Consider the following 13,112-nt stretch of genomic DNA (forward strand, 5'->3'; position numbering starts at 1 on the left):
TCTGCCCGGCGCTACCCCGCCGGGGCTATCGGCGATGGTGCGCACACCTAGAACGGTGCCGTCGGCGATTGTTCCTCCTGCTTGTCACGGTTCATCGGCGCCGGGTCAACCCGGCGTTGGTGCGTCGGATCAGGAAGATCGGGAAGATCAACTCCTTCGGCCTGGTGACTCAATGAGTCCGTACGCCGCGAAGAGGCGACATGCCGGGACAGGTCGAGCCCCAACCGGTCCACCTTAAGCACGGTGCGGCTGCGCCGCTTCTTATCGTCACCGGGAGCCTCGGTGTCGACCTCCCATTCCTGGGTTACCAGCCGGCCGGTGGCGATGACGCACATGCCCTTGCTCAGTGAGGCTTTGGCGTTGAGAGCCAGCTGGCCCCACAATTCGCCAGAGACGTAGAGGTGGTCGACTTCGCGCCAGCCCGACGGCTGGGACTCATCCCGGGTTGAGCGACTAGCCGCAATCCGGATTTCGCCGACAGTGTGGCCGCCGGGGACGTCGCGGACGTCCGGGTCTTTCGTGAGATTGCCGACAATGGTGATAGGGAAATTCGCCATGATGAGGAGTCCTTTCTACAAGCGGGTGATCCATGGCGTGCGGTGGTGGGGCTGCTTAGGATGACTCCGCATCCCCCGAGCGCACTGGCTTCACTTTCCCTTGGCGGTCCGCACCGGGCAATGGCCAGGCCCGGGGTGACCGGTTTTTCTGTGGATAGTCGCCTTTATCCACAGCCGCTCCTCATCTCCGGTCGCGAGGGCGACTCCGTGGTGCTAGCGCTGCGTGAATTCGGCCCCGTAGTAGTCGTCGAGCTGACTGCCGCTGCCCTCGTGATAGCGGCGCAGCATCTCGTTGTAGGCGCTGAACTCGTCGAGTTCCTCGGAGTCCGTTGCTGCCTCGCCTCGCTTCTCGACTGACTCTGCACTGCGTTCGCGCTCGGCAGCGTCGAGCCGAGCGTCCACCCGACGACCTTCCGCAGCGTCGTCGCGGCGCCATTCCAGTAACAACACGGCCATGACATAGGTGATGGGGAATGACCCAAAAGCCCACGCAATACCGCCGCCTTCCTTCTGGTCTTGGAGCAGATCCGGGTTCCAGGGCAGCTCCAAGGAGCGGTAAAACTCCTCGCCCATGACTACGTTGAGCTGCATGAGATAGACGCCAAAGAAGAGGTGCACCGGCATGGCGACAGCCAGCCAAAACAGCCGGATCGACGCCGGGCGACGATGCGGGATCCTATCGGGACCTACCAGTTCCCAAAAGTAGAAGTAGCCCGACAGGATGAAGGACCAGTTCATGAGGAGGTGGCCAGCGTGCTCGGAGATCGCTAGTTCATACAGAGGGATGCTGAGATAAAGCACGTAGAAGAAAACGAGAAACTGCAGCAGATTCACCCACGGAGTGGTCACTACCCGCAGGAAGCGAGAGTGAATAAAGGCGTTGGCCCAATCGTGGGGCGTGGCTTTGCCAGGTTCGCCGGCGTCCCACACAGTCATCACAAGGGTCAGCGGCGCCCCCAAAGTCATCACGAGCGGAACGACCATACTCAAAACCATGTGACCAACCATGTGCATCGAGTAAGCCGCCGGCATATATAGGCCGATTCCTGAGCTGGTAGTGACGAGCAACGACGCGCAGCCAGCCAACCACCACAGCGTGTACGACCTCTTCCACGGCTTTCCTTGCCGCTTCACGCTGCGCACCCCTGCGAGATAGAAGCCAGCCAGGAGCACGGCGATGGCACCAAACATGACATCGAAGCGCCACACCGTGAACACTCCAAAGAACGTCGGTTCCTTCGTCAGCTCATAGCCGATCTGAATGTCCATGCTGGTCAGGTTCGGATCCCGCGGCGGGGGCGGCGGGGTGCGCCCCATTGTCACCGCCACACCCGCCACGACGGCCATGAGTACTACCTCACCGACTGCCAACCGCAAGAAAGCCGATGGCTGCGTGGCCAGCCGCGGAATGGTAATGCTGCGATGAGCGAAGCCGAGCAGGGCCAATCCCACCGTACCCACAATTTTGGCGACGATAATGAGCCCGTAACGGGTGGTGAACAGGTCAGTAATCTCGATGCGGATGAGCGCCGAAATCACCCCGGAGGCCGCCACCGCGAGCAGTGAGAACAACGCCACAGAACTATAGCGGCGCACTGCTACCTCTAGCTCCGGGCCGAGGCGCCGACCGTGTGCAATGAGCGCCATGAGCCCACCTATCCATATCGCCATGAACACCAGGTGCCACAGATAGGCGTTGGTGCCGTAGTCATGGTCACCGCCGGTGGCGGCGTGCCCCTCCATTCCCAGGGGGACGATCATCACGATCGCACCCAAAAACAGTGCCGGTTGGGAACTCCAACGGTGCTGAATCAATCCAGCCGCCCCCACGGCGCCGGCGAACATCGCTGAGAGTAGCCACACCCCGCTGGCCGCCACCTGTTCCAATGCCAGGTTCCAACTCGCCACGTTGAGGGAAGCGACCAAGGTCTGCCCCGAGGTATCTGAGAACACCATAGGCACCATCACAATGCCGATGGCGGCAAAAGCCAGTGCCGCCCACGCGCCGGTACGAGCTGCCAGGAGACCGTCGACGCTCAGCTCAGCGTGCCCGAGGTGCGTTGCCTCAGCGGAGTCTTTAGCCGTGGAGCGCTGCGGCAACGGTGAGATGTAGAACGCGGAAAACATGAACGACCCGATGGCCAAGGCCGCGCATAACCATGCCGCCGCGCGAAGGAAGGGCAACCCAAAGGTGGTGATGATTCCGGGGTCGGGGATGCCCAAGACGGCGAGTGACTCGCCCAGGAACGAGTAGCCGATCGTGCCGCCCACCAGGCCGGCAACGAGCGCGGCACCGACGTAGAGCAGCCAGGACGAACGAGGCTCAGGGGGACTCGATGAGGACTGAGGGGAGGCGGTACGAGCTTGGGAAGCCATAGGGCTAGCTTAAGGCTTGCCGATCGTGGCCTGGAAACCCAACGAGTCCGCAAAAGAAGGCCAGGGCCAATGCTCCGACGCTTGGCTGGGTTGGGCTACACTGTCTGTTCAATGCCTCCATAGCTCAGTGGATTAGAGCAGCCGGTTTCTACCCGGTCGGTCGCGGGTTCGAGTCCTGCTGGGGGCGCTTTTTTGCGCCTTCGTTGACCAGTGTTTTTGCAGGTCACAGGCGGTTGCCACTTGTTGCAGACTTGGTTACATACGGTAAGTTACGAGCACTTTTGGTTACGTATGTCGTGGATTTGTCGTGCCCGGTCGTGGCGTGAAACCGCACCACAACGCCCCAAAATTCCCCCACCCTAGACACGCACGACACACCAGCACGACACGCACGACAGGCCAGGCGGGCCGGCTACCGAGGCCCCGGGGCGGTTTAGGTGACAGGGGGGATGAAAATCATCTCGAACCACCAGATCGAAATGAAGAAAATCGCCATCGAATCCCGCAAGCCCCCCAGCACCAACTAGACCCTCGGAGCTAGCCACACCCTAGCTCCGGGGGCAACCCCAACCCTACCAACACATAAGGAACAAACATGTCCACCATTGCAATCCTCGCATTCACCATTGCCTACCTCACCATCACCACCCACCCAGTCACCTGGCTCCTACTCGCAGCAACCCTCGCAGCCCTCGCACGCGAGACCCACGCCATCCTCACCAACCACTAAACCCATCATGTCCGCCACCTACACCCCCATCATCATCGACCGCGCCACCCAGAAAGAACTCTGGCGCGCCGTCGACTGCGCCGCCCACTGTCACCTATCCACCAGCGCTTGGCGTAGCTACGCCTCCTCAGGCCGCGCCCCGCCCCCGTCGCCCACTTGGACAAGCGCACTCCCTTGTGGGACGCCACGCAGGTCGCACCCTGGCACGCGTCGAGACCAAGCACCACACGCCACACCTCACCCCGGGCATAAGAAAAAGGCCTCCTCCCCTAGGAACACACACGTCCCACAAGGGAGGGGGCCTCACCCCACCTAACCGCCTAGCTTGTCCAGCAGCTCAGCATTGATCTTCCGCAACTGCGCATTCTCTATCCGTAGCGCCTGATTCTCAGCCCGCAAGGCCTCCAAATCACCACGAACCTCCTCCAGCTGAGACTCCAACCCAGACACCCGACGCTGCCAATGAGCCTCAACTTGCTCGGCAAACTCAGCCCAGCTCGGCAACGCCTCAGTCTCCCGCCGACTCTCAGCAATCGACTGATCCGAATGGACCTTCAACCACACCTGCCACAGGCCGAACACGGCGACACACACCGTGGACCCCAAAGACAGCAGATCAGTGGCGCCCAAGTGCATCTTCTAGTTCCTTCGTTGGCAATCTCGGTTTCAGCCGCTCCAGGGCGCGCGTCCGCCACGTCAACCACAACGTGATAAACGCCACCGACCCGAACCCCACACTGGTAACCCACGCCCGGTCGTAGCCGGGGCGTTCCATGCTGGCCAGCAGGAACGACAACCCCCACAACAAGTGCAGGGCGACCCCGAAACCTAGAGCCACAGCCGCCGGGAACGTTGATGGTTTCACCGACGTGCCCAGCAGCCCGCCACCGACCACGACCCACACCACAGCCCACGCCCCTAAGGGCAGTAGCCGCTCAGCAGGATGCTCGGTGAGACCACCCACCAGGTAGGACACGCCCCGCAGCGTGATGGCAGCACCGAGGATGACCAACAACGGCCCGTCGCTCAGGCACCAGTCCCTCAGCCGCCGGGCGGCTGGTTTCATCCCGGCCGGTAAGTGTTCTATCGGCATACTCACGCCCCATTCCACGGCACAGTCTGCTCAGGGCGGCGACCTCCACGATGTGGCCCGCCCGGTACACCATCACATGCCCGCCCTTAGGACAGTCATGCGCCGGCACACCGAACACCACGGCGTTAGCGCCGGCGGGCTTGACGACCGGGTTCCGGCCGTCGATATCCGCCGATACCTGAACGAACGTGCCGGCGGTGAGTGCCTCACCTGCCTTCACGGTCGGGTTCTGGGCGGGGGTGTAGTGAACAACAGTGTTAGCCACGTGAACTTTCTCCTTCTTGCGTTACTCGTGGTTCCTGCGTGGGTTTAGGCGAACGGTCCGTTTACTGGCCAGTCTTCAGGGAAGGAATCATCCTTATCCTCCGGGCCGTCAGACGCCCCGGAATGCAGGGACTCCAATGGCACCTCCGACGGGGGGCCGTGCCGCTTCGCCTGCGCCTGCTGTAACGCCGCGATTTTCTCGGCATTCGCCTCAAACTTCTCGGGATCATCCCCGAGCAGGTCAAGGTTGTCCTCGGCGATACCGAATCGGGACACGACCAGCAAGCGCTGCTTGTCCGCTTCCAGGGCCTTAATCCGGGCCTCTGAGGCGGCAAGCTTTTCTACCGTCTTTTCCAGGTCTGTCTTCTCATCCTCCCTGGCCTGGCGGTACTTCTCAGCATCGCCGCGTAGCTCGTTGCGTTCGGTGCGGTACTTCGCCGCTTCCTTACGCACCTTCGCCAGCTCTGCCTTGTAGTCCTCCAGGGTTAACTCACCACCCTTAGCCTCAGCCGCCGCATCGGCGGCGGTTTCCGGCTCCTCGGCCGGGGTGGGGGTGGCGGTGGTTTCATCCGACATGCTTGCCTCCTGGGCATACTTGACTTGGATATGACGAAACCCCACCACCCACCAGGGGCAATGGGGTCAGCTTCCCGCCCGGGAATCGAACCCAGGACACACACCACGCGGGAACAAGAAAACAGCCACCGGCTGGTGCCCGATGGCTGCTAGAGCAACTGTTTGACTAACCTCACAGTCGAGGCGCTGGTTATCAAGGTCGTCGTGGAGGCTATCCACGACGCGGTGGCAAGGATCCTCAGCTAGTACGCGGGCTCGGGATCAGCCCCGATAGCTTCCCGCACCTCCGGAGAGACATCATTAACGTCAGCACACTGGACTACCAAATCAGGCTCGCCGAATCGTTGGCGCACCAGCTCAATAGCGTCCTGGGGCGGGATGTCCCGCTCAGCACAGTCAACGATGTACTTCTGCACGACACCGCTTGCGTGCCAGTCGTTGACGTCTTCCAAGCGCTTCGACGTCGCTGTCAGAATCTTCTCGCCGTCGAACTTCACAACGGTCACGCCCTTGGGCGCGTGGTACACCCACGCAGTCCCAGGAGCCTTATCCTGGCGCCGAACATTGTAGTGCTTCGAAGGAAGCATTTCCAGGCCCATGGCCTTGTACCGATCATGCATCCTGCCCGATCACCTCCGCGTAGATCACCGTAAGCCCTTTTTCCTTGTCTACCTCATTGATTTTATACCTGATCTGCCGGCCCAAGAGCAGTTCTTCCTTATCAGGTGGCCACTACTCGAGGGTAACCCCAACACTCTCTGCCGGCGGCGGTTTCCGGCTCCTCGGCCGGGGTAGGGATGGCGGTGGTTTCATCGGACAAAACTAGCCTCCTGGGCGTACTTGACTTGGGTATGGCAAAACCCCACCACCCACCAGGGGCAATGGGGTCTCGCAGTGCGCCGACCGGGACTCGAACCCGGCAATGGTTACCTACCTAGGCGACGCCATTCTTCTGCTCATCCAGCATTCGGAGGGCCTCGAGCATCTCAATCACGGGGCCAGAGTCGTAGTTGGATTCAGCCAGCGCAATCATCTCGGGCGTTAGCTTTCCAACCAGATAAGCGTCATCCAGTAAGAACGCAGTTGCATGCTCAGGCTCACCCGCATCGAAATTAGACAGAGCACCCGCAATATCAACCGAAGGGTGCGCCAGCGATTTCATTCTGAGGAATATCTCATCGTCGTCTAACATCTTTGCCCCACTCCTTCCTGTCTTTGTATTCAGGGTAAGCTGTGTTGAACGTAACCACCCTATCCAGCCTCACATTATAATCTACCTGAATGATTAGGCCATCGACTTCACCCCAGACCACGCGCTTCACATTCTTTTTCTGGTAGAAATCCGGCTTCTCCAAGGTGTCTCGCACTGCGTCGACGATCTTCTGGTCCGTCCAGTCCTTCGGGAACTTGGAAGCATTCTTACGCTCGCTGTCCCAACAATGACCATCGGCGAGGCTCTCATCATGCGGCCTGCCCTCGCCGTCCTTAGTGGGTTTGTCACGCCACCCATGCAACACATGGCCCGGCATCCGCGCCTACGGGGGTAACCTCTCCCGACCCCACGGACGTTCAACGCGAAGAGATCGAACGCGCGGCCCAAGCAGTGCTCGGTTCTCGCAGCCAGTAGCCCGGCGCCACGCTCACGGACCTCTACGTCCCGGATAACGCGTGGTTGTATCCGCTGCTCGAGCAAGGGCACGCACTCCTCGATCGGGCTATCGACGCAGCTTGCGGTATTGACTACTCCGGTCCGGACTGCACCGAGCGCGAGCGGCAATCGTGGCCTACCTCTTCGAGCTGTATGCCACTGCTGTGGCCACGCGTACGGTACTGGATCCCGGTGGTCTACAAGTACAGAACAACACCTACGCGTCGCGGTAACCAGCCCGCACATCGTCCAGGATCCGGGGCTCGATGATCGTCGACGGCTCCACCACCTTGGGGACGTTATCTCTCCCAAACACTCCAGCCGCAGCGAGGGTGGCGTCGTCAAGAAAATGCAAACTGCCAGCCCGCTCCGGAACGTCCAGCGGCGTTCCGGCCGGTGCGCAGAGCGTGAAACCCCAATCCCCGAACGTGGGTACGTGCACGTGATAGGGAGTAGTCTGCGCGCAGCCAGCGGCGGCTACGGTGGACACGATCCGGGAGTAGACCTTCGGCGTGGCAAACGGACTGGAGGATTGCACCACCATGCGGCCCTTCGGGGTCAGCTGCTGGCGGGCAAGCGTGTAGAACTCCTGGGAGTACAAGCGGGCGAGCACCGGCGAATCGGGGTCGGGCAGGTCGACAATGACGGCGTCGAAACGGCCCTGCCCCGAATGCCCCGAGTGTTCACGCAGCCAGGTCAGCGCGTCGTCGATGATGACCGTGACCCTGGGGTCCTGCAGTGCACCGGCGTTGTCCTCTCGCAACAGCGTTGATGCCACGTCGATCATGAGAGGATCCAGTTCCACCATGGTGACGTCGATGTCCATGCGTACCAGCTCGCGGGCGGCGAGGCCGTCGCCGCCGCCGATAATGAGCACGGAGGAGGTCTCGGCGGTGATCGCCGGATAGACGAGGGCCTCGGTGTAGCGGTACTCGTCGCGGGTGGAGTATTGCAGGCCACCGTCGAGAAAGAGTCGCCGGTCGTGGCCTCGCTGGGTCACGACGATGGATTGGTAGTCACTTTGCTGGGAGTAGATGATCGGGTCGGCGTAGAGGCGTTGCTGGGCCGCATTCGTCAAACTCGGGCTGACGACGACGAGTCCCGCCAGCACCACCCCAGCGCCTAGCAAGGCCGCCACACAGCCACGTAACCAGCGACGCGGAAGTGAGCCATTAAGCAGAACGAGGGCTGCGAAGAGTGCGGCGGCAATGTTGACGAACCCGGCTGCGAGGGTGCCTCGCACCATGCCGAGGACCGGCAGGAGTAGAAACGGCCAGGCGAGACCGCCGATGAGTGCCCCCAGGTAGTCGGCGAAGTTGAGGGTGGACAGCAGGGAGCCGGTCCCTCGGGCGTCGGTGACACGCCCGGCCTGGATGAGAGTCATGAGCAGCGGAACTTCCGCGCCTACGAGTAGCCCAATCGCGATGGTGAGGCCCACCGTGATGGCGGTGGCGTTGCCGGCGGACACGAACACTTCGTACATCACGAGAGCACTGGTGCCACCGACCAGTCCGAGGGCGGCTTCCACGAGCAGGAAGGTCGACGCCGGGCGGTCGAGGAAAGGTTTAGCGGCCAGGGCACCGAGCCCGAGTGCGGCAACGTACCCTGCGACAATGAGCGAGGTTTCGACGACCGATCCGCCGTTGACGCTTGTAGACAGGGTGAGCAGGGCCAGCTCATAGATCAACCCGCAGGCTGCGCAAATCGCTACCGAGATGAGCAGCAGCCAAGTCCACCGCCGTGGGATGGGAACTAGATCAGACATGCGGCGTTAATGGCGCCCACCACGACGAGGATGACAGCGACGACGCGGGCAGAAAAACGCGGCTTAGGATCCTCTACGATGTTGCGGAAGCGCCCCGGTATGAGCGCTTCGAGGATGACTAAACCGACGGCCTGCAAGACGATGCCGAGCAGCCCGTAGATGAAGAACTCGAGCAATCCCTGCCAGAGGACCAGGTCAACGGAGTGGTAGATCGTCGTGATGAGAACCAGGCCGATGGCAACTTGCTGCCCGGCGGCGATGGTTCCGGCATTGGGGTTATGGTCCAGGAACACGAGTGCGTAGAGCTTGCCTGGAGTTAAAACGTCTAGGAGGGCGAACCCGAGCAGGAGCAGTACGGCTGCGAGGCCGAAATAAGCCAGGGTTGAGGTTATTTCGAATAGCACGGTGGACATCATGGGCAGCGAACCCTTCTTCTCATCGTCTCATTGGTGTTGGATTATTTCACGCCGGAGGAGGAACTCCCCGAGCCAACGCCGGAACCTCCACTGCCGCTCGACGCGCCGGAACTGCCGCCTGATGATCCGGATGGGGCTGGTGGCGCGAAGCCCGGGCCTAGGAAGATGAAGCCACCGTTGTGGTAGCGGCCAAGGTCCTCCACCCGAATCTGACAGTCGCTGGCGGTGCCGCTAATGGACACGATCCGATCCTTGGCGCGCAAGTACACGGTGCCGGTGGCGTCGTCGGTGGAACGCGCGCGCACGGTGAACTTCTTCTCCAGGTCGTCGGCGACCTTGCTGGGGGTGTCGTGGCAGCGGTAGGTGTTGGCCGCGATCCGCTCGTAGTTCGACGAGACAGCGGCCTCCGCTCGGGGCTTCGTTCCGGCAGCGAGGCCGAAGATGATGAGCAGCACGCCCATTATCAGACAGATAATGGCGGCAATGTTATAGCTCCTGGGGTTCACCGGTCCTCGTCTCCCGCTTGGCCACCCGATTCGGGCTCAAATGCGTGCTTGAACAGCTGGTTGGAATGAGTCTCCACTGCCACGCGCTGCGCTGGGTACAGGTGCCAGGTTTCCCAGGACCACCCGTAAATGGACGCCGCGGCACGTAGCGCTGTGAGGTGGCCGGGGCCGTCACCGGGGAACTCGACCACGACGCTGAACCCGTCGTCCTCCCAGGCCGATAGTCTGGAGACCAGCTCGGCAAAGGCTTCCTCGTTAAATAGCTTCACCGCGGATGTGAAGTCGTACATGTACCCAATGGCACCCTCCGGAAGATCTATCGCCTTTGGCCGCGGGCGGCCGGACACCTCCTCGGTCATGGTCACTTCGGGACCGGAGACGGTGGCGATATGAGAGGCTCCGATAACTGCCAGGCGCAAGAAGTTGCCTGGGAAATCGGGGTGTTCTATCTCGACGCTCGCCAACGCTTCGACGTCGGCCGGCTCGTGAGAAAGCTTCAGCTGTTCGGGGCGGGTATCGACGGGGGTGATGTCGAGGCGCTGGATCACGACTATTCGGCCCCCGGCTTCGCGTAGACGGTGAGCTCGCCGGGCAGGATCCGTCGACCGGTGGAGACCTCCCACGCCGCCGACGTGTCGTCGTCACGCTCGCCGAAGGACTCCAGGCCGAGGAAATTCTCGCCGCTGGCGTCCTCGAAATCAATGAAACGAACGACGCCGCTCTCGGCGATCCCTTCGGTGGTTTGGCGGGTGTACTGCGCGTGGCCGCGTTCTTCTTCGTGGTAGGTGACGCCGTCAACCTCGACGGTCGCGGCCGGGGTCACTCGCAGTGCCTTGCGCGTGGTCCACCACACGAGGGTGAACTCGCCTTCGTCGACCTCTGTGGACAGCCAGCTGGCACCGTTGCCACCGTCAAGGCGATGCTCATACCAGCGGTACGGACCCTGGGAGTAGCTCAGCGTTTCGCGAACGATGTAGTCCGTGGCCCCGTAGCTCACGATGGAACCGGGGCCGAAGCGGGCGGGGCTGAAGGCGGCTGCACCATCAACTTCATCGAAGTCATCGCCGAAGCGCTGCGGCGTCGCCGCCGGCGATGGCTGGCGATCCTTGGAGGTGTTAGCCAGGTAAAACAGCGCGACGGCCACCAAAACGAGGGCTATTCCAATAATGACTGTCAAGGTTGACACGGGGATTCCTTAGAGTGCGTCGGTATCGGGTGAGCTCCTTCTTTCCCCGCACGATACCACCGAGCGCACTCTCGCTGCGGCAGCTAGCTCAAGCGGCTAAAGAAGCTGTTTCACCAGGGCGACGAGCGCCACGACGACGATGAGCACCCTGAACACGCCAGCGGGCAAGCGCTTGGCCACGAAGGCCCCCGCGTAACCGCCGATCAGCCCGCCGACAGCGATGATGGCCGTCGCCGCCCAGCGGACGTCGGCGTCGAAGCAGAAGTGGGCGATGAGGTAGACGAGTGTCGCGGTGAGGTTGACGAACATGGCCAGAAATACCTTGACCGGGTTGACATCCTTGTAAGACCGGTTGGTGCCTACCCCCATGATCGCCATGTACAGGATGCCCTGGGCGGCGGTGAAGTAGCCTCCGTAGACCGCCGCCGCGGACATGGCAACGACGAGTGGGGGCTTGCGGTAGGCCGGCCCGACTATGCCGGACGCCTCCGTGGCGTGCTTCGCGGCCAGCCAACGCGATAGGCGGGGCTGGCCCAGGACCAGAACGAGCGCGACGACGATCAGCACCGGGATGACGACATCGAGCGTCGACGACGGAGACACGAGCAGCAGCAGCGACCCTGCCGCGGAGGCGAGGACGGTGGTGGTCACCAGCGGGCCGAGATAGGGCAGCTCTTTGGCGACTTCGGTGCGAAAGCCCACTGCTGAACCGATGGAGGCGAAAGTCATACCGATGGTGTTGGTACGCACAGCCGTACCCGGTGGGACGCCCAAGGCCAGCAGGACAGGCAGGGTCAGCAACGAGCCTGACCCCACCGCAGCGTTAATCATTCCGGCCAGGATTCCCATGAGGAACAGCACGCCCGAGCTGAGTAGGTCCATGATTAGCGCACGCCGTCGGCTAGTGCGAGCAGGTCTTGCGCCGCCCGGTCGGACAGCACCAGGTCGGTGGCCACCCCGGCGCGCAGGGCGGCGAGCGTCGCCGATGCCTTGGACGGGTCGGATACCACGCAGATCCGTCGCGGGATGCGGCGCAGCTCTTCGGGGGTGGGCCCGGAGGCGCGACGGTTGATGTCGAGGCCGTCCCACGTGCCGTCGGCGCGGAGCATGACGGTACACACGTCTCCGACCACGCCGTCGTTTTTCAACTGGGCGAGCTCGGTGTCCGTGAAGTATCCGGAAGTGTAGACGTGGGAACGCACTGCAGAATTGAGCGAGCCGACCCCGAAGACGGCAATGTCGCAGCCGAGCTGGCGTTCGCGCACCCGGGAGACGGAGCTTTCGCGCCACATGGCCTCGCGGGTTTCTGGGTAATCGAAGAACGCCGGTACCGGGAAATGGATGGCGCTACACCCGAAAACCTCCACGAAATCCGCCATGATGGCGCCGGCGTAGGGCACCCCGAAGCTGCGCGGGTTCGCGGCACCGTTGAGCTGCACCACCGACGCCCGGGCGACGGGTTTACGCACCAGTTGCGTGCCGACCGCTGAGAGGGTGTTTCCCCAGGCCACGCCGATAGCAGCGTCGTCATGCATCGCCTCAGAGACCACCACCCCGGCGACACGGGCGACGGAGTGCATGGCCCGAAGGGAATTCGCCGACGAGGGCACGCTGACAATGTGCGGGGTGACGTTGAAGTACTCGGCGATGCTTCGCGACGCCGCGGTGGTCGTGCTTTTGGGCTTGGAGAGCACGATCTGCACGTACCCCTGCTCCCGGGCCTCCCGGATCAACCGGGAGACAGTGGACCGGGAGACGTTGAGCCGTTGGGCAATGGAGTTCATGGTCTCCTCGCCCACGTAGTACATCACCGCGGCCTGGTATGCCATTTCTTCCCGCCGCATGGGAACCGAGCTCTCCCTTCGTGCTGCCGTTGCACATCCGCCCATATAGTACGACACACATGTGCACCTTTGACCAAGGCGGCCATCGATGCGTCCGTCGGCGCGCGGCACGCGACGCGAGGCCATAGTCTGAGTTCAACGCTAGACACAA

At 62.3% G+C, this 13,112-nt stretch carries 16 protein-coding genes and 1 tRNA gene; 2 read left to right on the top strand and 15 right to left on the bottom strand.

Annotation, left to right across the window (positions count from 1 at the left end):
* Positions 1–47 precede the first annotated feature (47 nt).
* Together CUTER_RS08380 and CUTER_RS08385 are read right to left on the bottom strand one after the other, a co-directional pair.
* Complete coding sequence (locus tag CUTER_RS08380) at positions 48–557, bottom strand: single-stranded DNA-binding protein (RefSeq protein ID WP_052844092.1); 510 nt, start codon at positions 555–557, stop codon at positions 48–50.
* Positions 558–770: 213 nt separating this feature from the next.
* Positions 771–2,933: a cytochrome c oxidase assembly protein gene (locus tag CUTER_RS08385; protein WP_047260048.1), complete on the bottom strand. Its 2,163-nt coding sequence runs from the start codon at positions 2,931–2,933 to the stop codon at positions 771–773.
* A 113-nt stretch (positions 2,934–3,046) separates the two neighbouring features.
* Here CUTER_RS08385 and CUTER_RS08390 point away from each other — a divergent pair.
* Positions 3,047–3,120 (top strand) — tRNA-Arg (locus CUTER_RS08390).
* A gap of 408 nt (positions 3,121–3,528) precedes the next feature.
* Positions 3,529–3,663: a hypothetical protein gene (locus tag CUTER_RS11965; RefSeq protein ID WP_269079409.1), complete on the top strand. Its 135-nt coding sequence runs from the start codon at positions 3,529–3,531 to the stop codon at positions 3,661–3,663.
* Positions 3,664–3,975: 312 nt separating this feature from the next.
* Here the strand turns inward: CUTER_RS11965 and CUTER_RS08395 are convergent, their stop codons facing one another.
* The 13 genes from CUTER_RS08395 to CUTER_RS08455 form a co-directional block, all read right to left on the bottom strand.
* A complete protein-coding gene (locus tag CUTER_RS08395) occupies positions 3,976–4,299 on the bottom strand; it encodes a hypothetical protein (protein ID WP_047260049.1) in 324 nt (107 codons plus the stop codon).
* Positions 4,280–4,729, bottom strand: a complete 450-nt coding sequence (locus tag CUTER_RS11105) for a hypothetical protein (protein WP_144412294.1) — start codon at positions 4,727–4,729, stop codon at positions 4,280–4,282. Before CUTER_RS11105 ends, CUTER_RS08395 begins: the two co-directional genes overlap by 20 nt.
* A gap of 336 nt (positions 4,730–5,065) precedes the next feature.
* Complete coding sequence (locus tag CUTER_RS08405; protein ID WP_047260050.1) at positions 5,066–5,596, bottom strand: hypothetical protein; 531 nt, start codon at positions 5,594–5,596, stop codon at positions 5,066–5,068.
* 242 nt (positions 5,597–5,838) lie between these two features.
* The gene (locus CUTER_RS08410) at positions 5,839–6,216 is read right to left on the bottom strand and encodes a hypothetical protein (protein ID WP_047260051.1); all 378 of its coding nucleotides are present in this window, start codon (positions 6,214–6,216) and stop codon (positions 5,839–5,841) included.
* A 314-nt stretch (positions 6,217–6,530) separates the two neighbouring features.
* A complete protein-coding gene (locus tag CUTER_RS08415) occupies positions 6,531–6,788 on the bottom strand; it encodes a hypothetical protein (RefSeq protein WP_047260052.1) in 258 nt (85 codons plus the stop codon).
* Positions 6,772–7,125, bottom strand: a complete 354-nt coding sequence (locus tag CUTER_RS08420) for an EndoU domain-containing protein (protein ID WP_047260053.1) — start codon at positions 7,123–7,125, stop codon at positions 6,772–6,774. Before CUTER_RS08420 ends, CUTER_RS08415 begins: the two co-directional genes overlap by 17 nt.
* Positions 7,126–7,461: 336 nt before the next feature.
* Positions 7,462–9,009 (bottom strand): polyamine aminopropyltransferase, encoded by a 1,548-nt coding sequence (locus CUTER_RS08425; RefSeq protein ID WP_047260054.1) that lies wholly within the window; start codon positions 9,007–9,009, stop codon positions 7,462–7,464.
* Complete coding sequence (locus tag CUTER_RS08430; protein WP_047260726.1) at positions 8,997–9,422, bottom strand: DUF350 domain-containing protein; 426 nt, start codon at positions 9,420–9,422, stop codon at positions 8,997–8,999. The genes CUTER_RS08425 and CUTER_RS08430 overlap by 13 nt, the downstream gene beginning before the upstream one ends.
* A gap of 44 nt (positions 9,423–9,466) precedes the next feature.
* Positions 9,467–9,886 carry a DUF4247 domain-containing protein gene (locus tag CUTER_RS08435; protein ID WP_052844094.1) on the bottom strand — a complete coding sequence of 140 codons (420 nt, stop codon included), beginning with the start codon at positions 9,884–9,886 and terminating at the stop codon, positions 9,467–9,469.
* 41 nt (positions 9,887–9,927) lie between these two features.
* A complete protein-coding gene (locus CUTER_RS08440) occupies positions 9,928–10,479 on the bottom strand; it encodes a DUF2617 family protein (protein ID WP_052844095.1) in 552 nt (183 codons plus the stop codon).
* A gap of 2 nt (positions 10,480–10,481) precedes the next feature.
* Positions 10,482–11,117 carry a DUF4178 domain-containing protein gene (locus tag CUTER_RS08445; RefSeq protein WP_082121327.1) on the bottom strand — a complete coding sequence of 212 codons (636 nt, stop codon included), beginning with the start codon at positions 11,115–11,117 and terminating at the stop codon, positions 10,482–10,484.
* Between the two features lie 96 nt (positions 11,118–11,213).
* Positions 11,214–11,999: a sulfite exporter TauE/SafE family protein gene (locus tag CUTER_RS08450; protein ID WP_047260057.1), complete on the bottom strand. Its 786-nt coding sequence runs from the start codon at positions 11,997–11,999 to the stop codon at positions 11,214–11,216.
* 2 nt (positions 12,000–12,001) lie between these two features.
* Positions 12,002–12,961: a sugar-binding transcriptional regulator gene (locus CUTER_RS08455; protein WP_047260058.1), complete on the bottom strand. Its 960-nt coding sequence runs from the start codon at positions 12,959–12,961 to the stop codon at positions 12,002–12,004.
* Between the last annotated feature and the right edge of the window lie 151 nt (positions 12,962–13,112).

Source organism: Corynebacterium uterequi (assembly GCF_001021065.1).
Classification (GTDB): Bacteria; Actinomycetota; Actinomycetes; order Mycobacteriales; family Mycobacteriaceae; genus Corynebacterium; species Corynebacterium uterequi.

Excerpts from the sequence above, each read along its gene's own strand:
- CUTER_RS08380 (WP_052844092.1), bottom strand. The coding sequence starts at position 557 with ATGGCGAATTTCCCTATCACCATTGTCGGCAATCTCACGAAAGACCCG.
- CUTER_RS08385 (WP_047260048.1), bottom strand. The coding sequence starts at position 2,933 with ATGGCTTCCCAAGCTCGTACCGCCTCCCCTCAGTCCTCATCGAGTCCC.
- CUTER_RS11965 (WP_269079409.1), top strand. The coding sequence starts at position 3,529 with ATGTCCACCATTGCAATCCTCGCATTCACCATTGCCTACCTCACCATC.
- CUTER_RS08395 (WP_047260049.1), bottom strand. The coding sequence starts at position 4,299 with ATGCACTTGGGCGCCACTGATCTGCTGTCTTTGGGGTCCACGGTGTGT.
- CUTER_RS11105 (WP_144412294.1), bottom strand. The coding sequence starts at position 4,729 with ATGAAACCAGCCGCCCGGCGGCTGAGGGACTGGTGCCTGAGCGACGGG.
- CUTER_RS08405 (WP_047260050.1), bottom strand. The coding sequence starts at position 5,596 with ATGTCGGATGAAACCACCGCCACCCCCACCCCGGCCGAGGAGCCGGAA.
- CUTER_RS08410 (WP_047260051.1), bottom strand. The coding sequence starts at position 6,216 with ATGCATGATCGGTACAAGGCCATGGGCCTGGAAATGCTTCCTTCGAAG.
- CUTER_RS08415 (WP_047260052.1), bottom strand. The coding sequence starts at position 6,788 with ATGTTAGACGACGATGAGATATTCCTCAGAATGAAATCGCTGGCGCAC.
- CUTER_RS08420 (WP_047260053.1), bottom strand. The coding sequence starts at position 7,125 with ATGCCGGGCCATGTGTTGCATGGGTGGCGTGACAAACCCACTAAGGAC.
- CUTER_RS08425 (WP_047260054.1), bottom strand. The coding sequence starts at position 9,009 with ATGTCTGATCTAGTTCCCATCCCACGGCGGTGGACTTGGCTGCTGCTC.
- CUTER_RS08430 (WP_047260726.1), bottom strand. The coding sequence starts at position 9,422 with ATGTCCACCGTGCTATTCGAAATAACCTCAACCCTGGCTTATTTCGGC.
- CUTER_RS08435 (WP_052844094.1), bottom strand. The coding sequence starts at position 9,886 with ATGGGCGTGCTGCTCATCATCTTCGGCCTCGCTGCCGGAACGAAGCCC.
- CUTER_RS08450 (WP_047260057.1), bottom strand. The coding sequence starts at position 11,999 with ATGGACCTACTCAGCTCGGGCGTGCTGTTCCTCATGGGAATCCTGGCC.
- CUTER_RS08455 (WP_047260058.1), bottom strand. The coding sequence starts at position 12,961 with ATGCGGCGGGAAGAAATGGCATACCAGGCCGCGGTGATGTACTACGTG.